This is a genomic window from Photobacterium pectinilyticum (assembly GCF_024357955.1).
Taxonomy (GTDB): Bacteria; Pseudomonadota; Gammaproteobacteria; order Enterobacterales; family Vibrionaceae; genus Photobacterium; species Photobacterium pectinilyticum.
In genome coordinates this window covers 29381-51489 of the sequence record NZ_JANEYT010000006.1, presented here as the reverse complement: position 1 = coordinate 51489, position 22109 = coordinate 29381, and the positions used below count along the sequence as shown (strand labels likewise).

Sequence of the window (22109 nt, the reverse complement as noted above, 5' to 3'; positions counted from 1 at the left end):
TTTTACTGCTACAGATCATCAATGATGATATAGGTGGCATGGACTGGGCCATGGACCCCGACAACCTTGATAAGCTCAATATCGGCGGTAGAACTGGGTCCGGAGATAAAGTTCACGCATGAGGGTAGCCTTTCCCCTTGCTGGGCTTTTTTGTACAGCTCAGCGGTTGCTTGGGTCAAGCGGGCCACCAGTGCACTTTTGGGGACGACAAAGACCGAGGCTTCAGGAAGTAGACTAATCGCCCGGCCTTGTGCCGGTTGGCTATACAGCACCATGGTGCCAGATTCTGCCAGCGCTTGCTCGGCATAAACGATCCCCACTTTTGCCCGTTCGGCTATCTTGATATTTGGTCCATAACCCAGCTGGGTATTCCATACATGGACACTATGAACGTCACTATCAAGTTGTTCGGGATCAAACAGTTCGAGCAATCTCGGATCAGCGGACACCAAGGTTTCGCTAGGGGTTTTGGACGGGCTGGCTGCGGTTTCATCATTACAGTAATCGGCACACACCTGACGCAGTGATTCGCTTAAGCCGTCTTTGGTGGTGACCAGAGCATGGGCTCCCAGTGCCTTGCGGGTGTAGTCGATCAGGATGTGTTTGAGTTCATCACTGCTTTTTCCCGCCATGACCTCGTGGTGGCACGTATAGAGCAGGGACGGGCGCTTCACCGGTTTGATTTGTCGTGGACGCCCCAGTTTGGCGGCGATGTTATCGAGAAAGTGCTCGCGGTTGATGATATCGCTCATGTTCAAGACTCCGGGGTTAATTGTCTGTTTTTAAAACTAGCTGCGGAACGGTTGGCCGTCAGGTTGCGGGAGAGCCCTTGCCCAGCGAACACAGCGCAGGAATATCTTTGAACTCCGATCCCAATATATGAGAGCGACCAATATCGACGATGACTAAATGGAACTCTTCCGGGTCGTCGAGGGGTTCGTCTTCGCGCGGACCAGTTTATCCAGGTTGGTATCAGTGCTTCAGGCTGAAAAAAGAAATTTAATTACTGAATGAAAATCCGTATTCTATCGGGCCTCTGGCGTGACAGAAGGCCAAAAGGTGCTTGCCAGTTGCTGTGTTATAACTTGGGTGTTGGGAATAGTATGGAATTTTCTTGGGAAATTATTGGGGCCCTGTTTGTGGTTGCTAGCCTTGCGGGCTTTATTGATGCTATCGCTGGCGGTGGAGGTATGCTTACCGTGCCAGCATTATTAGCTGCAGGGATCCCTCCGGCTCAAGCATTGGCAACCAATAAACTGCAAAGTTCATTCGGCAGCTTCTCTGCCACCTTGTATTTTGTCCGTAACGGCTTGGTTAATCTCAACGATATGCGTTTGGCAATAGTGTGTACGTTTGTTGGCTCTGCGGCAGGGGCATTGCTTGTCCAGTATATGGATGCCGGAACGTTAACTCAGGTGATTCCGGGCCTTCTCGTGGCGATTGCACTCTACTTCCTATTTGCCCCAGACGCGGGTGACGGGGGCGGAACCCCTAAGCTAAGTCAAGCGGGGTTTGCCTTGACGGTGGGGACTGGCATCGGCTTCTACGATGGCTTTTTTGGCCCGGGAACCGGTTCATTGTTTGCTGTCTGTTTTGTCGTGATCGCTCAGTTGGGGATTGTTGAAGCGACCGCAAAAACCAAGGTACTTAACTTTACGTCTAATTTTGCAGCGCTACTGTTTTTTATTTTTGCGGGTTTACCCATTTGGGAAATCGGCTTGGTGATGGCGCTGGGTGGCTTTATTGGCGCAAGGTTGGGAGCGAAAGTGGTGGTTACCAAAGGGCGGAAGTTGATCCGCCCTTTAGTGGTAATGGTATCGATGGTCATGGCCGTTAAGCTGCTGGTCGAGCAAAACCCGAAATGGGTCGATGCTATTATTTCTTTTGTTTAGTTGTGTATATAGAGGTTATCAGGCAACGAGTTCGGCAGAGTCGGCTGTTGCCCAATCAATACATGCTTTTGCCAAGATATTGAGTGAGTCCAGACATTTTTCTGGCTGGTGAAAGCCCGTTTCTGCAAGAGCGACCGGGATTTCAGTACACCCCAAGAGCACGGCATCAGCGCCTTGTTCAAGTAGGGCATCAAAGACCGGTTTCATTAAGCGGTGACCCTGTTCGACATCACCGGCTTTTACGGCATAGATCCCTGCCATCACTGCTTGTTGCTGGTCTTGATCTGGTGCAATGGCCGCAATTTGTTTTTGCGCTAGTTTGGTTTGGTACATTCGGGTCGTCATGGTCGCCGTGGTGGCCAGAATACCGACTTTTTGGTAGCCACGCTGTTGGGCTTCAGTAACAACACTGTCAAGAATGCTGATCATGTGTACCCGGCTGGTATTACTCAGTCGGGGATACCAGTAGTGCGCGGTATTACAAGGCATGACGATGCATTCGGCCCCTGCTTGTTCGAGTTGTTCCATACCTTGTTTCAGTACTTGATAGGGATCGTCGCCGTTACTGAGCAGAAAAGCGGTACGGTCGGGGATCTGAGGATTATTACTAACCAGCATAGGGATATGTTGTTGATCACTGCTAGCGGGTGTCTGCGCGATAATTTTTTGCATGAACTCGACAGTGGCGAGTGGCCCCATTCCGCCCAATATACCTAATTTCCTGCTCATTTTATTGTTCCTACACTATTTTTCACTGAATTCACTATAGGGGAGCGCTGTCGCGCTGAGAAATGCCGTTGCTGAGCCTGTCATGCAAAATCAGTATGGCTATGAGCCAAAACTGTGATCCCAATAGCTTGAAATATTTCTGTGTGTGTACTGGGTTTCGCTATACTGCCGTTGCTTCTGGTTAGGGAAGAGCGGGTTGAACTGTTATGAATATTGAAAGTAAGTGGTTAGAAGATTTTTTGGCGTTAGCCGAGGTGAGAAACTTCTCGCTGGCAGCAGAAAAGCGTAATGTAACCCAGCCTGCATTTAGCCGCCGGATCAAAGCGCTAGAGCAAACGGTCGGTGCAGAGTTGATTGATCGTAGTAAGACGCCGGTAGCGCTTACACCCAGTGGCCGATTGTTCCGAATGACAGCCAGAACCTTGATCAATCAGATTATGGACGGCGTGGGTCAACTTTCAGACTTGTCAAAATTGGGGGGAAACAATGTCCGTGTTGCGGCTGCCCATTCATTGGCAACCAGCCTCGTTCCGTCTATTCAATTGGAACTACTCGCAGGCAAACATAAGCCGGTGTTGAGTGTCGAAGCGATCGATGTCGATGAGGCGATAGAAGAGCTGCAAGAGGGAGGGTGTGACCTATTGCTTGCGTTCGATGATGAATTGCTGCGTTTGCCGCCATACCAGTCTTTGCAAATTGGCCAAGCAGAACTACTACCGGTATGTGCTTGCGATAGTGCGGGCAAACCGCTTTATAGAATTGCCACTAATAAGGAAGTGCCTTGGCTGGCGTACAGCCCGAGCTCTTACATGGGGCGTCAAGTCGAGGCAGTCCGGGATCAGGTCAACTTGCAACCCGTATTCCTGTCATCAATGACAGACTTGTTGAAGTCATTGGTACTGCAAGGATTAGGTATAGCATGGCTGCCGGATTACGCCATAAAGCACGAGCTTGAAAGTGGGAAGGTCGCTATTGTTGGCGATGACTCACTTCGACTTCCCATCACCTATTACGCTTACCGTTACCAAGCCCGTTTGCACCCAGCTGGGGAGCAAGTATGGCAAGCATTGCGTCAACATGCTGATTTGAAACTGAGTTAGCTGCATGAACGGGTCATAGTGAATCAGGCCAACCTATTCCAAACTGGAATGGGTTGTCGTCCGACGTTTCGCTATTCCGAAGTGGATGTGAGTGGTACTTTCCTGCACTCAAAGCTAAACGAAGAGAAGTGAGTAAATGGAATTGTCATTGGAAGTATTGGGTCTGCTGTTTCTTGTAGCAGGACTGGCGGGTTTTATTGATGCCATTGCAGGAGGGGGGGGACTGTTAACGGTACCTGCTTTGCTCGCTGCGGGAGTACCGCCAACACAAGCATTGGCAACCAATAAGTTACAGGGATCATTTGGCAGTTTCTCAGCGTCGCTGTACTTCGTTCGTAATGGGTTGGTTAGTCTGCGTGAAATGCGCAATGCGATAGTGTTCACCTTCATCGGAGCAGCTGTCGGCGCTGAGTTAGTCCAGCGCATTGATGCAGGGTTATTAACGCAACTGCTCCCTATCTTGCTGGTGTGTATTTCTTTGTATTTTTTGTTCGCACCGCAGGTCGGGCAGGGAGGCGGTACGCCGAAATTGTCGGAGAATGTTTTTGCTCTGACCGTGGGTACCAGTATTGGCTTTTACGATGGCTTTTTTGGTCCTGGGGCGGGTGCACTGTACACCATCTGTTTTGTTGCTATCGCTCAGTTTGGTCTGGTAGAAGCGACCGCGCGAACTAAAATTCTGAACTTCACCTCGAATTTTGCAGCTTTGCTGTTTTTTATTTTTGCCGGTCTGCCTGTTTGGGAAATCGGGATTATCATGGCCGTTGGTGGCTTTATCGGGGCGAGAATGGGCGCTAAAGTTGTCATATCTAAGGGACGTAAGTTGATCAGGCCGATGGTGGTGATCACCTCAATGTGTATGGCGGCTAAATTGCTAGTCGAACAGAATCCGCAATGGTTTCAATAAGTCGGCGGATCCGAGTGGATTGGAAACTCGTTTGGCGATAGCAAAGCTGGGCCGGACGGGTTAATTCATCAAGAAAAGGGAAGTGGTGGCAGTGGTGAGGCGCTATTTTAAGGGTTCTAACAATTGAAATTGGCACCAATGCGGCTGCGACACCGCCCAATGCAAGTTGGGCGGCAGCGGTATAGGAGTCCATTTCCATTAGCGGAGCAACTCCCGCTTTTTGCAATGTACTGACTTGGTTGGCATTAGCCGGATTTTTTAAGTCATTAACCAATAACTGATTGGGCTGTTGCTCAAGCGGTTGGTGACTGACAACAGAAAATGGTTCGTCAAACAAATGGGTCACAGCCAACCCGTGTTGCGGTGGTAGGTGACCGGCGCAGAAGCCGACAGCGGCATCCCCAGACTGTACTTTCTCGACAATGACCGGGGTATGGTGAGTGCTTATGGCAAGGTAAGGATCTTGTTGGATGTATTTACCCATAAAAGGGGCCAAATAACCGGCAACCAAAGTTTCCGAGCAAGCGATGTGAATAAGGGTGTGATCATCTACATCGAGTTGATCAAAAATCTGCCCTTTCAATGCCTTGAAACCCGGCTCTACAGCCGTGATCAACTGAAGGGCATCGGCCGTTAGCTTTATACGCCGCCCATCAGGTTCAATAAGCTTCTTACCGATCCGCTTTTCCAGTTTGGCAATACGTTTGCTGACGGCGCTTTGGCTTAGGTACAAACGGCTTCCTGCCTTACTCATGGTACCTTCTTGGGCCAGTACCAGTAGCGTTTCTATACCTTCAAGTAACAATTGAAAATCCTATGCCGCACAGTCGCGTTTATCGTTCTGTTTCTTGCTTAGTAATGCTACCAACTTCTAGCATGGCTGCAACATCAAGGTGTTCGGCATTCATCATTGATGAAATACGTTGTACAGAAGATAGCAGTAATGATTGTTCCCATTCTTCTAGGCGATGGAAACGGGCAACGAAATCTTCTTGCAGCGGTTGCGGTGCTTTTGCTAGCAATTCTTTTCCTTCCTCGGTGAGGTAGGCATGGACTTTACGCTTGTCCAGTTTGCTGCGCTCACGGACCACCAAGTTACGCTTTTCCAATCGGTCCAGAATAGTGGTTGCCGTTGCTTGACTCATATTGGTGTTATTGGAAAGTTGACGGATAGTCACTTCGCCGGAGTCGCGTATCGCACGCATCAACACCAGCTGTGGGCCTGTTAAACCAGCCAGTTTGTTCAATTTGCGGGAATGCAGATCGATCGCTCGGATGATTTGTCGTAGGGCAATCAAGACCTCTTCGTGCTTATCCATTTTACTCTCCTAATTAGTGCTCGGCGAAATTACATCAAACGGGCGAAAGTTGGAAGCCTTACTTTTCATAATGTTGTCTCGATCTGATTTGTGATTGGATATAGATGCAATGTATCGCTTAATAAAAACAATTTACATTCAGTTACAAACTTGGTTATTATTTCCGTAATAATAATAGTTATCACTTACATTGTTGTTTGTGGTTATAAAACAGCTTTCACATGGATGAAAAATATAATGAAGACTCAATTTCCTCGTAACTTAATTATGGCTACATTTTTGGTAACGCCAGCGATGGTTAGCGCCACGACGGTTTCCAAACAAGACGTTGTATCCCACTATGCTGATCTTGCCCACAGTGTATACAGTGACTCGCTAACGACAGCACAAGGCTTGGATAAAGCCATTGATACGTTTATTGCTTCCCCTTCACAACAAACACTCGAGAAAGCACGATTGGCTTGGAAAGCATCTCGCGTGCCTTACCAGCAATCTGAGGTGTTTCGCTTTGGTAACTCTGTCGTTGATGACTGGGAAGGCCAGCTTAACGCGTGGCCGCTTGATGAGGGCTTGATTGATTATGTGGCTGATGATTACCAGTATGAACTCGGTAACGAAGGTGCCAAGGCTAACATTGTGGCCAGCAGGTCTGTTCAAGTCGGTAATCAACAACTTGATACCGCTAAGATCACGCCAGCGTTATTGGCTGACCTCAACGAAATTGGTGGCTCGGAAGCAAACGTGGCTACTGGCTATCATGCGATCGAGTTTTTGTTGTGGGGCCAAGATCTGAATGGCACCAACCCAGGGGCCGGTCAGCGTCAGTTCACTGACTTTGCCTACGGTGATGCATGTACCAATGGTAACTGTGAGCGCCGCCGAGAATACCTCAAAGCGGCATCGGTTCTGCTGCAAAATGATTTGAGCTGGATGACCCAGCAGTGGTCTCCGGAAGTTAACGATAATTACCGTGCAGAGTTGCTGGCTGATTCAGCGGATAACGGCTTGCGCAAGATGCTATTTGGTATGGGCTCGCTTTCGCTGGGTGAATTGGCCGGTGAGCGGATGAAAGTGGCTCTGGAAGCAAACTCCACCGAAGATGAGCATGATTGCTTCTCGGACAATACCCACAACTCTCATTATTACAACGAGCAGGGTATTTACAACGTTTATACCGGCACCTACAAGCGTGTGAACGGTACCCTGGTATCAGGTCCGAGCATCCATGACCTCGTCGCTAATAAAGACAAAGCCGCGGCAGAGGCTATTCAGGCTGAGTTCGATCGTGCCCGTAGTCAGGTTTACACCTTGGTTGAATCTGCAGAGAAACAAAACCAAGCGTTTGATCAACTTATCGCTGCAGGTAACCAGGCGGGTAACGCGTTGGTGAACGAATCTATCATGGCATTGGTTAAGCAGACTGAGAGCATCGAGCAAGCAGCGTCAATTATCGGGGTAAGCAACCTTAACCCTGATACGGCTGATCACCAGTTCTAATGTGAAAACGCATATCACGATAGACAAAGGGCTCGGATGAGCCCTTTCGTCATCATAATAATTATACTTTGAGCGATGAAAATGACGTTGTCTTTTAATTTATTTGCAGCGGGAGTGCTGCTCTCAACCGTATTTTCTTTTTCTGTGTTTGCCCAAACGAAAGATAACTCTCTGTCAGCAGAAGATATTCTGGCGATGAAGTCGGGCGGTGAAACGACGGTTAGAAAAAGCGGTAGCAATGCTTTTTCCCTACCAGCGGCCAACTTGCCCCTTTCTAAGCGGTTAGATTTCAGTGTCGGCAACAGTTTTTTTCGAAACCCCTGGGTACAAGCGCCGGCAACAACCGATGCCCGTGATGGTTTAGGCCCACTATTCAATACTAATGGTTGCCAGAATTGCCATATCAAAGATGGCCGAGGTCATCCGCCTCAAGATGGCGATACCAACGCGGTGTCGATGCTGGTTCGTTTGAGTATTCCAGCTCAAACCGCCGAACAAAAGCAGGCCATTATTAAAAATGGGGTGATCCCCGATCCGATTTATGGTGGTCAGTTACAGGACTTTTCACTATCCGGCGCCAAGCCTGAAGGGCAAATTCAACTGGCCTATCAGGCTGTACCGGTAACAATGGCTGGTGGCGAGGTTATTACCTTGCGTCAGCCGCAATTATCGATTACCGATTTGCAGTATGGCCCAATGCACCCACAGGTGATGATGTCAGCACGGGTGGCACCTCCTATGATTGGTCTTGGTTTGCTTGAGCTTATCCCCGAGCAGACTTTAGAGCAGATTGCCAAAGAGCAACGAGCTGAAGCAAAAGGTATTTCGGGCAAACTCAATCGAGTATGGGATGTTGAAGCGCAGGCATTTGCTGCGGGACGCTTTGGTTGGAAAGCCGGACAGCCAAGCCTGATGCAGCAAAATGCGGCGGCGTTCAATGGCGATCTTGGCCTGACAAGCGAACTGTTTCCGGTCGAGAATTGTTCCTTGCTGCAATCGGTATGTGATGAACTGCCTAATGGTGGTAAGCCAGAAGTGAGCCGCAATGTCCTGACATTTGTTGAGTTCTACTCTCGTCATTTAGCCGTTCCTGCTCGTCGCAATGTCAATGACCCACAGGTGATCAAAGGTGAAGCGCTGTTTGCCGAGGTAGGGTGCCAAAGCTGTCATGTCACTCAAATCAAAACAGCGAAGACGACCGTTTCCCCTGCATTGTCGGAGCAGTTAATCAACCCTTATACCGATTTGTTGCTCCATGATATGGGGGAGGGGTTGGCAGACAACCGCGGCGAATACCTTGCCAATGGTCAAGAGTGGCGTACGGCACCGCTATGGGGGTTAGGTTATACCCAGGAAGTTAACGGTCATACCAACTTGCTGCATGATGGCCGCGCCCGCAATGTGATGGAAGCGATTCTTTGGCACGGTGGTGAAGCCCAGCAAAGCCGTGATCAGGTTGTCGCACTCTCCAAGCCTGACCGAGAGGCATTAGTCGCCTTTCTCCATTCATTATAAGGAGATAGAAGTATGAATAATGGTGCTTTTGCATTAGCGTTCTTGTCGACAGCACTGTTGGTTGGGTGTAACAGCGATACCAACAAGACAAGTCAAACCATTCACCAGCAACACCTCGCCGCCGCCAATCAGTTTTCAGCAGCGGCGAGTAGGCTGAACACCTCGATGGCCGCACTGTGCCAGAAAGACAGTACCGCATCGTTGGAAACAGTACAGCTGGCTTGGGCTCACACCATGCAGAGCTGGATGCCGTTTCAAGGTAGAGAGAAAGGCAGTGAAGCGGCACTGGCACTCAGTTGGCAAATTCAATTTTGGCCAGATAAGAAAAATACCACCGGACGTAAGCTTAGCCAGTTATTGAAACAGGATAACGTGTGGACTGTTGATGATCTTACCAGCCAAAGTGTTGCTGTTCAGGGGCTGGGGGCTGTCGAATGGTTTTTGTATGACAACCCGCAAGCATTACAGTCAGAGAAAGGCTGCCAGTTAGCTGAGGCGGTGACTACTCATGTCAATCAGAGCGGGAATACATTGGTTAGCGCATGGCAAGAAAACCCATGGCAAACCATGACGCCTGAGCTGGCATTAGGGGAGTACCTTGGGGCGCTGAACAATCAGCTTGATTACAGCATTAAGAAGCTGCAGCGGCCAATGGGTAAGCCCGGTACTCCTAAGCCCTATCAGGCTGAGTCATGGCGCTCTGGCACGTCGATGATGAACCTAAAGACCAATGTAACCGCTATGCAGCAACTATATCTTGCTGATGGGTACGGTCTGGATCAGCTGTTACGTCACAAAGGCTATGCAGAAACAGCTGATCGTCTCGTTGACCAATTTACCAATTTGCTGGCCACTTGGCCGAAAGAGCCGTCGATGACTAGCATGCTTAAAAGTCGTGAGGGTTACCGTCAGCTGATCGCCATTTTTAATGGACTGGAGTATATCCAGCTAACGCTGCAAGACGAGGTCGCTCCTGAGTTGGGTATCGTGGTGGGGTTCAATGCAACCGATGGTGACTGATAAAACGCGGCGCCGGCTATTACTTGGTGCATTGGGCAGTGTCGCCCTTCGGCCTTTGTCTGCCATCGTGGCTGGAGGTGCTTTGGGCGGGTGTAGTCGTACGATCTCTAATGGTATTGCAGTAAGCTCCGTCAATGATGGGAAAGCCGCAATTGTCGGCTGTAGCCGCCAAACAGATGGTCGCTACAGTGTGGTGGTTGCGAGTGATGATGGTGCGCCGCTCTATCAAGTACCGTTGCCTGATCGCGGCCATGGGGTGGCATTGCAATCTAACGGGCCCTTGGCGGCGGCATTTAGTCGTCGGCCGGGCAGCTATTTACAGATCTTCGATTATCGTCAAGGTCGGGCTTGGCCGCTTTACGTTGCCCCTGCCAATCGTCATTTTTATGGCCATGGCGTGTTTTCCCCTGATGGTCAGTACCTCTACGCCACTGAAGGGGGGCGTCAAACCAGTCAAGGTATCATTGGTGTCTATGAGGTGGGTAGTTTAGCGTCGGGGCGACTTGAAAAGGTAGAAGAGTTCAGTGGGTTCGGGATCGGGCCGCACGAAGTGGTACTGGCTGATACCCACACATTGGCCATTGGCGTCGGTGGTGTTCATACTCGTGGCCGGACACCACTGAATCTAGATACCATGCAACCCGCGCTTGTCTACCTTGATAGAACAACCGGGGAAATCGTCGATAAGGCTGTATTGGCCGATAAGCAGTTAAGTATTCGTCATTTGAGTGTGACCGATACCGGCGGGATTGCCTGCGGGCAACAATATCGAGGTCTTCCTGAAGAGGCTGCTCCGCTCGTGGCGCTCCATCGAAAAGGGGAGGGGGAAACGCTTAAACCTCTGTTGGCCGAGGAAGAGCAGTGGCTGCGTTTCAACCACTATATTGCCAGTATTGCGAGTCTGGATGGTTACCTATTGGTAACGTCTCCCCGCGGTAATTGTTATGGGATTTGGCATGAAGCCAGCCGTGAGCTGATTGAGCTGCGCCCTTTGGTTGATGCCTCTGGAGTCGGCGTCAAGGGCGGGAAATGGTTAGTTGGCTCGGGCGCAGGAAAAGTTTTATCGATTAATCCTCCTAAGGCGGTAACCATGGTGCAAAGTCCGGTGATATGGGATAACCACTGGAATATTATCTGAAATGAAAGGGGCGGTAATTTAACTGCATAAGTACAATTGGTAGATTGTTGCCCTATTAATAGCAAAATATGTCAAATATCCTGACAGTTGTCAGGATTTGAAACATTACCAACTGGTAATGACGGCTAAATTTAGTCCGTTATAGATCAAACTTGCCATAATTATGATAACGGCAATGAGGAGTCAGTTGGTAATGTTAACGCTCAGTCGTGTGGGGCTTGTCCTAATGTGTGTCTTCTCTCAGGTGAACCATGCTGAGGAAGAGGCCTGGCCGGTACAGCCATTATCTGCAAGAGATCAGCTGGAGCAACAGTTTTCAGATGATATCCTGCAGCAGAAGAAAGCCCGTCAATGGGTACATGAAGTTGCTAACGATATAGCGGCCATTCGCTATATTGATGAACTGGCAGATCTGTACCAGAGTATTGGCTTTGTTCCGCTGTGGCAGGATACCTTTACTGCCAGTGATTTCGAGCAGCAGCTACGCATGGTGGTGCTGTCGAATATCAGTAGTGATTTCAACCGCCGCTACTCACTTCTCCAGCATTACAAACAAGCAAACGACTGGCGCCAGTATGACTTGCTGGCTACCGATACTCTGTTTGCCTACATGAGTTATGTCGAGGGGATCCCATCTTATGGTAAAGGGTGGTTATTTGGTGCAGGGGTCGATCCCCAGTTACCAATGCCATCTGAAGCGACCTTATCCCGGTTGTACAACGCAATTGATACCGAGCGATTGCGCTTTTATATCAATACTCTCAAGCCAGACGATGAAAACTACACCCGTTTATTATTGGCTATTGATGCTCTCGAGCCATCAGCCAATGATAACTGGCCTGGGTTCTATCAACCGGGGATCATCCGGCTTGGCACTCGGTTGAAAAACCCGGAATCGCTTATCACAGTATTGGAGAAGTTGGGCGATTTGCGTGACTTCGAAGCTGACCAGATCCGTGCAGCAGGGGTGCGAACCTATAACGTAGACCTAGCCAATGCAGTGAAGAGTTTCCAGCGCCGCCACGGGCTGAAAGTCGATGGGGCAATTGGCCCGCAAACACGTCAATGGTTGGCGATATCACCCAAGTCCCGTATTCGTGTTCTAGCCCTTAATGCCCAGCGTACCCGGTTATGGCCTTCGGACGCTTCGTCACTGCTGGTGGTCAATATTCCTAATTACGAGTTAAGCCTGTGGCTGAATGATAGGCATGTGCTCGACAGTAAAGTCATAGTAGGTAGACCTAGTCGCCGGACTCCGTTGATGACTACCAATGTTTCGTCTGTGGTGTTCAATCCATACTGGAATGTGCCGATGTCGATCATGCGCAAGGATATCCTGCCCAAGGCACGAAGAGACAGAGGGTACCTGCACCGTAATGGCTTTGCCGTGATAAGAAGCTGGCAGAGCTCAGAGCAAATTCCTATCCATACCATTGACTGGCGTATCGTTAATGCTAAATCCTTCCCATACCGGTTACGGCAAAAGCCGGGTAATAGAAATGCACTGGGTCGGTTTAAATTCAACATGCCAAACGACCAAGCAATCTACCTGCATGATACCCCAGCCAAAAGCTTGTTCGCCAAAGAGTCCAGGGCATTCAGTTCCGGCTGTGTCAGGGTAGAGCAGGCTGGCAACTTGGCAATGATTTTACTCAATCATTCTGGCGTGACGGAGCAGCGAGTGAATCAGCTCAAGGCACGTACGAAAACCAAGACAGTTGGCTTGTCCAATAAGGTGAAAATACAGGTGATCTATCAGACTGCGTGGGTTGATAATGATGGCTTGGTAAATTATCGCAACGATGTTTACGACTATGACAAGTTTATCGCCATGTCGCAAAACCAAGAATTATTTACATCTATTTACACTGAATAAAATGCTTTCGTGTCAATAATTAGGCGGCCTTTGGGTGAGAAGTCGCCGTTTTTTTGTCATTCCAAGGTTTGACTGAACAATATCTGAACGTTATCTTGCTTCTCCATTAAGGGAGCCCGGTTGGGGTTGCGTGACAAAGCCTGAAAAAGGCAAGAAGTTAGTTGTTGTTGAGTTATGTCTGAAATTGATTACAAGCGCCGTCAGTTACTGGCTGCTGGTGGAGTAGCGCTTGGGGCATGTTTATTGCCAAGTTGGGCGATAGCAAGTCCGTATAAAGCAGGGAGTGCTCGCCAGATATCGTTGCACAATATCCATACCAGTGAAGATCTCGAAACGGAGTACTTCAATGGTAAGCTGTATGTCAAAGAAGAATTACAGAAAATTAACCATATTTGTCGAGATTTCAGGCGTAATGAAGTTGCGCATATGGATCGCCGTTTATTTGATGCGATCACCGAAATCCAAGCTGGTCTAGGCCACAAAGGGCAGGTACGGATCATTTCAGGCTACCGTTCGCCAGCGACCAATAAAGCGCTGCGGAAAAATGGCGGTGTTGCGACAAAGAGCTATCATATGAAAGGTCAGGCCATCGACTTCAATCTGGAAGGTGTCTCTCTGTCACGGATCCGTAATGCCGCACTTGAAATGCGCCTCGGTGGTGTAGGATATTATCCTCGTAGCGGATTCGTCCATATTGATACGGGTCCTGTGCGTCGCTGGAATGGGTAATTAGCCTGTCAGCATACGCTTGGAAGCAAACCGAATAATTACAAAGCCGACACTGCCTCCCTCTCTTGGTAGTTGTCGGCTTTGCTGTCTCTGTACTCCCATTTTTGCTCTACTGAATACCGCAATTTGAAGTCACTTATGTATATGCTATCCTGCGGCAAGAACTGAAACCGCTAGGGAAAATCAATGAGTCTTCAATTTGAAATTGTGCCGGTCACCCCATTTCAGCAAAACTGCTCCATCATCTGGTGTGATGAAACCAAAGAAGCAGCAATGGTTGATCCGGGGGGTGATATCCACCTTCTTAAGGAAAAAGCACAGCAATTAGGGCTGACCGTTACCAAACTGATCTTGACTCATGGTCACCTTGACCACGTTGGTGGCACAGCCCCACTGGCGAAAGAGCTGGATATTCCGGTGATTGGTCCGCATAAGGAAGACGCATTTTGGCTACAGGGCTTACCTCGTCAAAGTGAAATGTTTGGCTTTCCGCTAACCGAAGCGTTTGAACCTGATCAGTGGCTGGAAGAAGGCGACACCGTAACAGTGGGTAACCAGACGCTCTCTGTGCTGCATACGCCAGGCCACACACCTGGTCACGTGGTGCTTTTCAGCAATGATGCAAACGTGGCGTTTGTCGGTGATGTGCTGTTCAATGGGGGTATTGGCCGTACTGACTTCCCGAAAGGTGATTACCAAACTCTGATTGACTCAATTAAGGGTAAGCTGTGGCCATTGGGTAATGAGGTAACCTTTGTTCCAGGTCACGGTCCGATCTCGACCTTTGGCCGTGAGCGTGCATCAAACCCATTCGTTGCCGACGAAATGCCGCTGTACTAAAGCATTCATTCCACAGCCCAGATTTATCTGGGCTGTCCTCCTCTATCTCCTCGTGATTTTTGCGACTACCTTCATGTTTCTCTCTTTCTTCGGCTGGAACTAGGAAATGGTTATTGCCTTGAGCCTGCTTATCAAGCCACGCTCTATTTGTCTCCCTACAATGCCTGCCAATTAATTGGGCTGCTGCTATTGCCTTTCCTCAAGCACAGGCGACACGGAACGTACGACATCATAATTCAGCTTGCTGCTAGATACCGCCTCGCCAAACCAGCGAAGTCGGCCGCAGGGCGGTCTAAGAAGTCTTCGGAGATAAAGAAATCATAGCCAATGAGCTCACGGTTATAATGCATTCGGTTGGCCAGCATGGCTTGTAAGCCCTTTAGCACCTTACCCGATTGGGTGAGGTAGTGTTTATCGTCAAACAGGATGTCTTCGATCTCAAAGCGTGGGTTATCAATTCCTTTGTGGGCCATGATTAACAGGATCCGTTGATCGATGAGGAGCTTGGTGGCGACCCGAGGACAAATAGCCGCGATAAACTCTTCATAGTCTTTGAGCTTAACGCCCACCCAAGGAATAGGCTGGTGCCAGCCGTCTTTGGCAATACTGGCTTGGGAGATAGTGTCGATATTTTTCCAGCGAGCCAGCCAACCACCGCAAGGGCTGTGAAATTGGATATGCATATATGTCAGGGTGAAAGACAGCTCTGGGCCTAGTGAGTACTTGTACCCAATGAGCATCGTAATGCATGCGCCGATCAATAAAATGGCGACAACTGGTGGAGCTACGGAAGGGAATACCAGACCTATGAGCGTGGCAACAACGAACCCTGCAATGCCTGCAATAAACAGGTTCGCTTGAGAGGGAGTAATGCCTGTGGTGATATACCGTGTTTTCAAACTGTCACGCATGGACAATACCTAATTGTTTTTATCAATTTAAGTATTGCCGAACTGGCAAAAACGATCACTTAAGTTGTGATTTTATTCAATACACCATTAATTGCATATGGTTTTTTATCCAGATTTTTGGCGAAGATGCAGAATTATCCCTGCATAGTTTGATAACATCTTTTTATTTCGGGGTTTTTCCTGTCAGATCTAAACATCAAAAATGAGAGCTTGTCGCCTGTTTTTGAGTTAAATCACCTTTTGTTGCGGATGAAATAACCGTTTGCTGGTATTTCTCTGACATCCTTGGTATAACACGCGCTTACTTTTTCCCGCTGGAAGTATCGGCCTGTTATGTTTTCAGGTTGATGAATGGTGGTGACTGAAAGTAGTGCAACGGAGTAGGAAATTTAATGAGAATCTCTCACAAACGTAAAGTTCAGCTGAAACTACAAAAACGCCTTAAAGGTCTTGTTGTTGAAGCAAAACCAGCAGCAGTTAAGTCTGTTGTGAAAAAAGCACCAACTGCAGAAACAGTAAAAGCTGCTCCAGCGGCGAAACCTGTTGTTGAAGAGCAGAAGCCAGTTGAAGCAGCAGCACCCGTTGCTGTAAAAGTGTCTTTGACTCCAAAACAGCAGCAAGTGCTAGATATTGTTGTTAAGAACGCTGAAGGTATCAATCCGAAAGGTATTGGTCTTGAAGCGGGCCAAGAAGACACCAAAGCGGCTTCTTGGGCCACTGGTGCACTGAAAAAACTGACCGAAGAAGGTTTGGTTGAGCGCATCCAACTGGCAGGCAACAAGGTGCTTTACAAAGCACTTTAATTTCATAATGACGAAGCGCGCTGCTTAAAGCTGGGCGTCTCTTGACTGTTTTGAAATTGCAGCCAGGCCCGTTCCTGATTTTGTCAGGGGCGGGTATAACCCTCTTCATTCTTTGTTATATTTCCCCGTTCAAACCGCCATCCTGCAACATTTGTAATTCTGTCTCAATAATGCGCTAATGTATCCTTCAATGATAAACATGTTGCATTATCCTGTCGTTATGTCTCATCTCTGCTATAACTTATTATAAATAGACACCTATCAGTAACGTCTTGGTTTTCAAGATGTGTTATACGGAGGCGAGTTTATGACAATGATAAGTGCTAGAGAGTTCGCCGACTGGTTACGCGTTCGTTTCGCTAGCGATGAGCAAGGCGTGAGTTTAACAAGGGGTGATATTAACCAACTGACGGGCCGCCAGAGTTTTTCGCTAGGATTTGTCAACGACATCCACTATGAACTCATGCAACATGGTATGGCATTTGTCACTGATACATCGCGAGAGACTTTTTATTTGGTTCCTGTGTCGAACAAACCATGGCGCGAACAGTTGGAGCACCAATACGAACGAGAGCTGTTCTGCAATGTGCTACCGTTAGACAAGTCTGGCTAATCGATATTGCGCAATATCAGTATCAAAAACGGGCGCAAAAGCGCCCGTTTATAGTCTTAGCATTTGAAGTAATGGCTGAGGTTAAAGAACCGCGGCAATACCTTTACATAACGGCTGCATATTGGCTTTGGTCATCCCGGCGACACTGATACGGCCAGAGCCAACGATATAAATACCGAATTCGTCTTTCAGGCGGTTCACTTGGTCTTTATTCAGACCAGAGAAAGAGAACATACCGTTCTGGCGTTCAATAAAGCTGAAGTCAGCGTCGACACCGAAATCTTTCAGAGTCTGAACAAACAGCGTGCGCATTTCTTGAATGCGATCGCGCATGTCAGCCACCTCAATTTCCCACTCAGCGCGTAGAGCTGTATCGTTCAAAATTTCGGTAACAATCGCGGCACCGTGTGCTGGCGGATTGGAGTAGATCACGCGAGCAATACTCTTAACTTGGCTAAATGCTGTCGTTGCTTCAGCACTGTTTTTCGCTACGAGAGTAAACGCACCGACACGTTCGTTGTACAGACCGAAGTTTTTCGAGAATGAGCTGGCGATAAGAAGTTCTTCACACAGGTCTGCAAAAATACGAAGCCCTTGAGCGTCTTCTTCCACTCCTTTGGCAAAGCCTTGGTAGGCAAAGTCAAACATAGGTAGTAGCTGCTTCTCTTTGCACAAATCAGCCAATTGTTGCCATTGTGGTGCTTGCGGGTCAATACCCGTTGGGTTGTGACAGCAACCATGAAGTAGCACGATATCGCCAGGTGCGGCATTGGCTAGATCAGCTAGCGCTGCGTCAAAGTCCATGTCTTTGCTTTGTGCATCGTAGTAGCTGTACTGCACAGTCTCAAGACCAGCAGCGGTGAATACACCGTTATGGTTAGCCCACGTTGGGTTACTGATCCAAACTTTTACATCGCCAAGCTGGCGTTTGATAAACTCAGCGGCTAGGCGAAGAGCACCCGTACCACCAGGGGCTTGTGCTGTCTGTGCACGCTTGGATGAAATTATTGGCGAATCGGCACCGAACAACAATTGCTGTACAGCCAGACCGTATTCCGCCGTGCCAGGAATACTGAGGTAAGACTTGGTGGTTTCTTTTTCTAGCAAAATCGCTTCCGCTTTCTTGACGGTGGCTAGAACCGGTGTGTTACCTGATTCATTTTTATAGATACCTACACCAAGGTTGATTTTTTCAGGGCGGGTGTCTTTTTTAAATTCTTCAGTTAAACCAAGAATTGGATCGGCGGGTGCAGCAGAAATTTTCTCAAACATTGTCAATCATCCATGCTGGTAATAGTAAAAGATTAATATGTTCTTTATACCTTTTATCACCGGCGGTTGACAAGAAATTGTAACATCTTGGCCAAATAAAATGTGACAGCAGTGAATTGTTACTAGTTTTCACTAACATTAGAACAAAATGGCCAAAGTCTCATCAATGTTGTTTGCAAGAAAATTACAACAAAAAACAAGAAAGTACTGGTTTTTTGTGCGTCAAGTCTCATGTAATTTGTATAAATTTTATCTAAAAACGTAATTTTATTATAAAGCCAATGCAAAAGTGTGATTCTATGTGAAACTGATCACAGTTGGTAGGGGTGGGGTTGTCATAGCATTGCTTCCCGATGGAAATCGGTCAAATGTGATGATCATGGTCTGAATTAGCGATGTAAACATAGAAAAATCCTGTTTTCAGTTTGATTAGTTCAGAAACATACTAATATACCTAAGTTATCTCTAAGTCTCTTATTTTGAGGTCACTTGGGTTTGAATATATAAACGATCATTTGTTTTGTCCGATTGTTGTAAATCTGCTGCTGTTTCAATGAGTTTTGTAGCAGGCATTATCGGGGAACACTTAATGGAAAAGCCACGCCTTACGTTTTGGCAGATATGGAATATGAGCTTCGGCTTTATGGGAATTCAATTTGGCTTCGGCTTACAAAATGCCAATGTCAGTCGAATTTTTGAAACTCTGGGAGCAAGCATTGATCAAATCCCGATCCTTTGGATTGCAGCACCGTTAACCGGATTGCTCGTCCAGCCAATTATTGGTTACTTCAGTGACCGCACCTGGACGGTACTTGGCCGCCGTCGTCCTTATTTTCTTTGCGGGGCTATCGCGTCCTCATTGGCATTGATTATCATGCCTTATTCGCCGTATTTGTGGGTGGCCGCAGGTATGCTGTGGATCTTGGATGCGTCCATTAATATCTCAATGGAGCCGTTCCGTGCCTTGGTAGCAGATAACTTGCCTTCTGAGCAGCGCACACAAGGCTTTGCTGTCCAAACGTTCTTTATTGGTGTTGGCTCGGTGGTCGCATCCGCCATGCCTTACTTGCTTAGCAATGTTTTCAACGTGGCTAATACGGCACCGGCGGGGGTAGTGCCACCCTCAGTGAAGATCTCATTCTTGTGCGGTGCCTTGGTATTTGTGGCATCGATTCTTTGGACGGTGCTCAGAACCAAGGAATACTCACCGAAAGAACTAGCGGCATTTCACGGTGAGGTCTCTGAGCCGGAAGAAGAGAAGGCCAGCCTGAAAGCGATTGCGGCTGATATCAAATCGATGCCAAAGACCATGATGCAACTGGCTGTGGTACAGTTTTTCTCTTGGTTCGCGCTGTTTGCTATGTGGATTTACACCACCTCGGCGGTGACCTCGCAAATTTTCGGGACCACTGATACTAGCTCGACCCTGTATAACGAAGGGGCTGACTGGGTCGGCTTGTGTTTTGCCACCTATAATGGGATATCAGCACTGGCTGCCTTTGCCCTGCCTTGGCTGGCACAGCGTACCAGCCGTAAGTTTGTTCACAGCCTGTCGCTGATCATTGGCGGCCTGAGCCTTGCGTCTATCTCTCTTATCGACAACCCTGCAATGTTGATGGTTAACATGGTCGGTATTGGTTTAGCTTGGGCAAGTATTCTTTGTATGCCATATGCTATTCTTGCCGGTGCATTGCCCGCGCACAAGATGGGCTTCTATATGGGGGTGTTCAACTTCTTTATTGTACTGCCACAGATCTTGGCCGCCGGTATTCTGGGCTTCTTCACCCGCTGGGCGTTTGATGGTAATACGATGATGGCGATTGTTCTGGGTGGGGTATCAATGATATTCGCTGGGCTTGTCGTCTGTATTGTGAAAGATGAAGATGAGCCCAACCAGGTTGAGCAAGGTGCATCGGAAAAAGCTGTTACTGCTTAAATTCAAACCGTGAAGTGATGGAAAGGCCAGCAGCTTGCTGGCCTTTCTATTTCGATATGATGAGTCATTTGTCAGTAGCCACTTAGCTAGCTAAATTGAGCCGGCCTTTTTTCCAAAAAGGCACTGACCGCCTCCTTGGCCTCTTCACTCCTTATCCTTTTTATTAGCTCGACGTTTTCGTTTTCTATTGTTCGCAGCAGGCGTTCTTTATCTTGTTGTCCGAGCATGCTTTTACTTATTTGCATTGCTTTGGGAGGAAGTAGAGCAATTTGCTCAGCACATTGCAGAGCGGCGTCATCTGGCGTGTTGCTGATTTGGTTGACAAAGCCCAGTGTCAACGCCTCTTCGGCGGTCATCGGTGCACCCAGCAATAGCATTTCTTTGGCTTTTCTTGGGCCGACCAGTTTGGAAAACTCGGTGCTCGAAGCCATTTCTGGACAAAGTCCCAATTGTACAAACGGTGTTTTGAATACGGCGGATGGTGAGCAATACACAACATCGACAAACTGCAACATGGTGGTTCCGATACCTATTGCAGGGCCTGAAACAGAGGCAACGATCGGTGTTTCGCACTCTACCAGTGATTTCATAAACCGCTCGCCATGAAAGTCTGCCATGCCTTGTGAAATAGCCACAAAGTCCTGCATATCATTGCCTCCACAAAAGATGTCCGATAATCCTCGCAATACAATTACACGAGTCTCTGAGGAATTGTTACCCTGTATAATGGTATCTGCCAAGGTGTGATACATGGCTTGATTAAGAGAATTTTTGGCCTCTGGGCGAGTAAGTTGAATATCCAGAATCGGCCCGTTGTGTGTAAGTTGAATATCCATTTCAGCTTTCCTTGAGTGGTAGGAGGAGTCGTATGATTCAATTAATCATGGACAAAGTTCAGCGGGATGCCAACCTACAGCGCAAAAAGTGAGATCGAACGAGGGAAGGCAGAGCTCAATCAAGAGCTATAGTTAATCGAACGGCGTGGAGTGGTTAGGAGGTGTTTATGTTTTGTCCTAGGAGGATACTGAAGCAATTAACACACTATAACCGTGTGTATGCGTGTTCTATCCATGGTCCTTGGACTCGTTGGTCAATGAGTCCGGTATAGCCATGCTGACTCGCCAAAGGAAGCGTGCCAGCAGTTACTTGCTCTGGTCGACGAAGGCAACTAGATAATAAAGGTATCGAGATACAGTTGCTCAACCTCTTTCCTTGCCCATTCAGTACGACGCAAGAACTTCAGGCTCGACTTGATACTCGGGTCGCTGTTGAAACAACGTATTTTGACGATTTTTCCAAGTTCTTCCCAGCCATAATGGTCGACGAGCTCTTGCACGATGTTTTGCAGGGTTAGGCCGTGTAATGGGTTGTTTGGTTGGTGCTGGTTCATTGAGTCTGCTTCATGGTTTGATCTGGGAATGGCACTATACCAGCTTGGGTTGCACGATTGAATCTTCAGCGATTAATATCTGTTAGACTATAGAAGAACTTCGCAGCGAGCCATATTGGCAAGGCTGCATTATTTTTAGGATTTATTGTGCTCAATAACGATATCTTGCGACGTATCCGCTACACCTTTGACTTCAACGACTCAGCGATGATCAATATTTTTGCTGCAGCGGAACACGAGGTGACACGTGAGCAAGTTAGTGATTGGTTGAAAAAAGAAGACGATCCTGCATTTAAAAAATGCACAGATCGTGAGTTAGCTATCTTTCTAAATGGTTTGATCAATGAAAAACGTGGCAAAAAAGAAGGCCCACAGGCTGAGCCAGAGTCGCGTCTGACCAATAACATGATCTTCATGAAACTGCGTATTGCGCTGAACTACAAAGCGGAAGATATTCTTGAAATCATGGAGAGTACTGATTTCAATCTGAGCAAGCATGAACTTAGCGCTTTCTTCAGAAAGCCGGACAATAAGCATTACCGTGAGTGTAAAGATCAAATCCTGCGCAACTTTTTGCTTGGTGTGCAGAATAAATTCCGCCCGGAAGCGGCAGAGTAATTCT

At 48.0% G+C, this 22109-nt stretch carries 22 protein-coding genes; 14 read left to right on the top strand and 8 right to left on the bottom strand.

Going from position 1 to position 22109, the window contains the following annotated elements; translation table 11 throughout:
- Positions 1–8 precede the first annotated feature (8 nt).
- A complete protein-coding gene (locus NHN17_RS04270; RefSeq protein WP_255040894.1) occupies positions 9–752 on the bottom strand; it encodes a LutC/YkgG family protein in 744 nt (247 codons plus the stop codon).
- Positions 753–1103: 351 nt separating this feature from the next.
- On the opposite strand from NHN17_RS04270, the gene NHN17_RS04265 reads away from it, so the two are divergent.
- On the top strand, positions 1104–1892 hold the full coding sequence (locus NHN17_RS04265) for a TSUP family transporter (RefSeq protein ID WP_255040893.1): 789 nt from the start codon (positions 1104–1106) through the stop codon (positions 1890–1892).
- Positions 1893–1910: 18 nt separating this feature from the next.
- Here the strand turns inward: NHN17_RS04265 and cuyB are convergent, their stop codons facing one another.
- On the bottom strand, positions 1911–2621 hold the full coding sequence (gene cuyB / locus NHN17_RS04260) for a cysteate racemase (RefSeq protein WP_255040892.1): 711 nt from the start codon (positions 2619–2621) through the stop codon (positions 1911–1913).
- A 206-nt stretch (positions 2622–2827) separates the two neighbouring features.
- On the opposite strand from cuyB, the gene NHN17_RS04255 reads away from it, so the two are divergent.
- Both NHN17_RS04255 and NHN17_RS04250 read left to right on the top strand, forming a co-directional pair.
- Entirely contained in the window at positions 2828–3721 is an 894-nt protein-coding gene (locus NHN17_RS04255; protein ID WP_255040891.1) for a LysR substrate-binding domain-containing protein, read from the top strand.
- A 136-nt stretch (positions 3722–3857) separates the two neighbouring features.
- Positions 3858–4628, top strand: coding sequence for a TSUP family transporter (locus NHN17_RS04250; protein WP_255040890.1), 771 nt, complete (start codon positions 3858–3860; stop codon positions 4626–4628).
- Here the strand turns inward: NHN17_RS04250 and NHN17_RS04245 are convergent.
- Both NHN17_RS04245 and NHN17_RS04240 read right to left on the bottom strand, forming a co-directional pair.
- Positions 4588–5433 carry a LysR family transcriptional regulator gene (locus NHN17_RS04245; RefSeq protein ID WP_255040889.1) on the bottom strand — a complete coding sequence of 282 codons (846 nt, stop codon included), beginning with the start codon at positions 5431–5433 and terminating at the stop codon, positions 4588–4590. The two genes, NHN17_RS04250 and NHN17_RS04245, sit on opposite strands and share 41 nt — an antisense overlap.
- 28 nt (positions 5434–5461) lie before the next feature.
- A complete protein-coding gene (locus NHN17_RS04240) occupies positions 5462–5947 on the bottom strand; it encodes a MarR family winged helix-turn-helix transcriptional regulator (protein ID WP_255040888.1) in 486 nt (161 codons plus the stop codon).
- Between the two features lie 237 nt (positions 5948–6184).
- Here NHN17_RS04240 and NHN17_RS04235 point away from each other — a divergent pair, with 237 nt between their 5' ends.
- The 7 genes from NHN17_RS04235 (at position 6185) to NHN17_RS04205 (ending at position 14562) form a co-directional block, all read left to right on the top strand.
- Complete coding sequence (locus tag NHN17_RS04235; protein WP_373689540.1) at positions 6185–7444, top strand: imelysin family protein; 1260 nt, start codon at positions 6185–6187, stop codon at positions 7442–7444.
- A gap of 75 nt (positions 7445–7519) precedes the next feature.
- Positions 7520–8959: a di-heme oxidoreductase family protein gene (locus NHN17_RS04230; RefSeq protein WP_255040887.1), complete on the top strand. Its 1440-nt coding sequence runs from the start codon at positions 7520–7522 to the stop codon at positions 8957–8959.
- 12 nt (positions 8960–8971) lie between these two features.
- The gene (locus NHN17_RS04225; protein WP_255040886.1) at positions 8972–9979 is read left to right on the top strand and encodes an imelysin family protein; all 1008 of its coding nucleotides are present in this window, start codon (positions 8972–8974) and stop codon (positions 9977–9979) included.
- On the top strand, positions 9969–11117 hold the full coding sequence (locus NHN17_RS04220; RefSeq protein ID WP_255040954.1) for a DUF1513 domain-containing protein: 1149 nt from the start codon (positions 9969–9971) through the stop codon (positions 11115–11117). The genes NHN17_RS04225 and NHN17_RS04220 overlap by 11 nt, the downstream gene beginning before the upstream one ends.
- 193 nt (positions 11118–11310) lie before the next feature.
- The gene (locus NHN17_RS04215; RefSeq protein ID WP_255040885.1) at positions 11311–12993 is read left to right on the top strand and encodes a L,D-transpeptidase family protein; all 1683 of its coding nucleotides are present in this window, start codon (positions 11311–11313) and stop codon (positions 12991–12993) included.
- 174 nt (positions 12994–13167) lie between these two features.
- On the top strand, positions 13168–13722 hold the full coding sequence (gene mepK, locus NHN17_RS04210) for a peptidoglycan L,D-endopeptidase MepK (RefSeq protein ID WP_255040884.1): 555 nt from the start codon (positions 13168–13170) through the stop codon (positions 13720–13722).
- 186 nt (positions 13723–13908) lie between these two features.
- Positions 13909–14562: an MBL fold metallo-hydrolase gene (locus tag NHN17_RS04205; protein ID WP_255040883.1), complete on the top strand. Its 654-nt coding sequence runs from the start codon at positions 13909–13911 to the stop codon at positions 14560–14562.
- Between the two features lie 236 nt (positions 14563–14798).
- Here the strand turns inward: NHN17_RS04205 and NHN17_RS04200 are convergent, their stop codons facing one another.
- A complete protein-coding gene (locus NHN17_RS04200; RefSeq protein WP_255040882.1) occupies positions 14799–15473 on the bottom strand; it encodes a DUF2982 domain-containing protein in 675 nt (224 codons plus the stop codon).
- A 392-nt stretch (positions 15474–15865) separates the two neighbouring features.
- Between NHN17_RS04200 and NHN17_RS04195 the strand changes: the two genes are divergently transcribed.
- Complete coding sequence (locus tag NHN17_RS04195) at positions 15866–16276, top strand: MarR family transcriptional regulator (RefSeq protein WP_255040881.1); 411 nt, start codon at positions 15866–15868, stop codon at positions 16274–16276.
- 307 nt (positions 16277–16583) lie between these two features.
- A complete protein-coding gene (locus NHN17_RS04190) occupies positions 16584–16889 on the top strand; it encodes a hypothetical protein (protein ID WP_255040880.1) in 306 nt (101 codons plus the stop codon).
- Between the two features lie 81 nt (positions 16890–16970).
- Here the strand turns inward: NHN17_RS04190 and NHN17_RS04185 are convergent, their stop codons facing one another.
- Positions 16971–18161 (bottom strand): amino acid aminotransferase, encoded by a 1191-nt coding sequence (locus NHN17_RS04185; RefSeq protein ID WP_255040879.1) that lies wholly within the window; start codon positions 18159–18161, stop codon positions 16971–16973.
- A 589-nt stretch (positions 18162–18750) separates the two neighbouring features.
- Between NHN17_RS04185 and NHN17_RS04180 the strand changes: the two genes are divergently transcribed.
- Positions 18751–20097, top strand: a complete 1347-nt coding sequence (locus NHN17_RS04180) for an MFS transporter (RefSeq protein ID WP_255040878.1) — start codon at positions 18751–18753, stop codon at positions 20095–20097.
- An 86-nt stretch (positions 20098–20183) separates the two neighbouring features.
- On the opposite strand, the gene NHN17_RS04175 is transcribed toward NHN17_RS04180, so the two are convergent.
- Positions 20184–20933, bottom strand: coding sequence for an enoyl-CoA hydratase-related protein (locus tag NHN17_RS04175; RefSeq protein ID WP_255040877.1), 750 nt, complete (start codon positions 20931–20933; stop codon positions 20184–20186).
- Between the two features lie 332 nt (positions 20934–21265).
- A complete protein-coding gene (locus NHN17_RS04170; protein ID WP_255040876.1) occupies positions 21266–21487 on the bottom strand; it encodes a VF530 family protein in 222 nt (73 codons plus the stop codon).
- Positions 21488–21634: 147 nt separating this feature from the next.
- Between NHN17_RS04170 and NHN17_RS04165 the strand changes: the two genes are divergently transcribed.
- Positions 21635–22105, top strand: a complete 471-nt coding sequence (locus NHN17_RS04165) for a YehS family protein (RefSeq protein WP_255040875.1) — start codon at positions 21635–21637, stop codon at positions 22103–22105.
- Positions 22106–22109 lie beyond the last annotated feature (4 nt).

What these genes read in the sequence shown, in the direction of transcription:
- NHN17_RS04175 (WP_255040877.1), bottom strand. Translation starts at nt 20,933, where the DNA reads ATGGATATTCAACTTACACACAACGGGCCGATTCTGGATATTCAACTT.
- NHN17_RS04255 (WP_255040891.1), top strand. Translation starts at nt 2,828, where the DNA reads ATGAATATTGAAAGTAAGTGGTTAGAAGATTTTTTGGCGTTAGCCGAG.
- cuyB (WP_255040892.1), bottom strand. Translation starts at nt 2,621, where the DNA reads ATGAGCAGGAAATTAGGTATATTGGGCGGAATGGGGCCACTCGCCACT.
- NHN17_RS04225 (WP_255040886.1), top strand. Translation starts at nt 8,972, where the DNA reads ATGAATAATGGTGCTTTTGCATTAGCGTTCTTGTCGACAGCACTGTTG.
- NHN17_RS04250 (WP_255040890.1), top strand. Translation starts at nt 3,858, where the DNA reads ATGGAATTGTCATTGGAAGTATTGGGTCTGCTGTTTCTTGTAGCAGGA.
- NHN17_RS04200 (WP_255040882.1), bottom strand. Translation starts at nt 15,473, where the DNA reads ATGCGTGACAGTTTGAAAACACGGTATATCACCACAGGCATTACTCCC.
- mepK (WP_255040884.1), top strand. Translation starts at nt 13,168, where the DNA reads ATGTCTGAAATTGATTACAAGCGCCGTCAGTTACTGGCTGCTGGTGGA.
- NHN17_RS04240 (WP_255040888.1), bottom strand. Translation starts at nt 5,947, where the DNA reads ATGGATAAGCACGAAGAGGTCTTGATTGCCCTACGACAAATCATCCGA.
- NHN17_RS04180 (WP_255040878.1), top strand. Translation starts at nt 18,751, where the DNA reads ATGGAAAAGCCACGCCTTACGTTTTGGCAGATATGGAATATGAGCTTC.
- NHN17_RS04265 (WP_255040893.1), top strand. Translation starts at nt 1,104, where the DNA reads ATGGAATTTTCTTGGGAAATTATTGGGGCCCTGTTTGTGGTTGCTAGC.
- NHN17_RS04235 (WP_373689540.1), top strand. Translation starts at nt 6,185, where the DNA reads ATGAAGACTCAATTTCCTCGTAACTTAATTATGGCTACATTTTTGGTA.
- NHN17_RS04195 (WP_255040881.1), top strand. Translation starts at nt 15,866, where the DNA reads ATGAGAATCTCTCACAAACGTAAAGTTCAGCTGAAACTACAAAAACGC.
- NHN17_RS04190 (WP_255040880.1), top strand. Translation starts at nt 16,584, where the DNA reads ATGACAATGATAAGTGCTAGAGAGTTCGCCGACTGGTTACGCGTTCGT.
- NHN17_RS04205 (WP_255040883.1), top strand. Translation starts at nt 13,909, where the DNA reads ATGAGTCTTCAATTTGAAATTGTGCCGGTCACCCCATTTCAGCAAAAC.
- NHN17_RS04230 (WP_255040887.1), top strand. Translation starts at nt 7,520, where the DNA reads ATGAAAATGACGTTGTCTTTTAATTTATTTGCAGCGGGAGTGCTGCTC.
- NHN17_RS04185 (WP_255040879.1), bottom strand. Translation starts at nt 18,161, where the DNA reads ATGTTTGAGAAAATTTCTGCTGCACCCGCCGATCCAATTCTTGGTTTA.
- NHN17_RS04215 (WP_255040885.1), top strand. Translation starts at nt 11,311, where the DNA reads ATGTTAACGCTCAGTCGTGTGGGGCTTGTCCTAATGTGTGTCTTCTCT.
- NHN17_RS04170 (WP_255040876.1), bottom strand. Translation starts at nt 21,487, where the DNA reads ATGAACCAGCACCAACCAAACAACCCATTACACGGCCTAACCCTGCAA.
- NHN17_RS04220 (WP_255040954.1), top strand. Translation starts at nt 9,969, where the DNA reads ATGGTGACTGATAAAACGCGGCGCCGGCTATTACTTGGTGCATTGGGC.
- NHN17_RS04270 (WP_255040894.1), bottom strand. Translation starts at nt 752, where the DNA reads ATGAGCGATATCATCAACCGCGAGCACTTTCTCGATAACATCGCCGCC.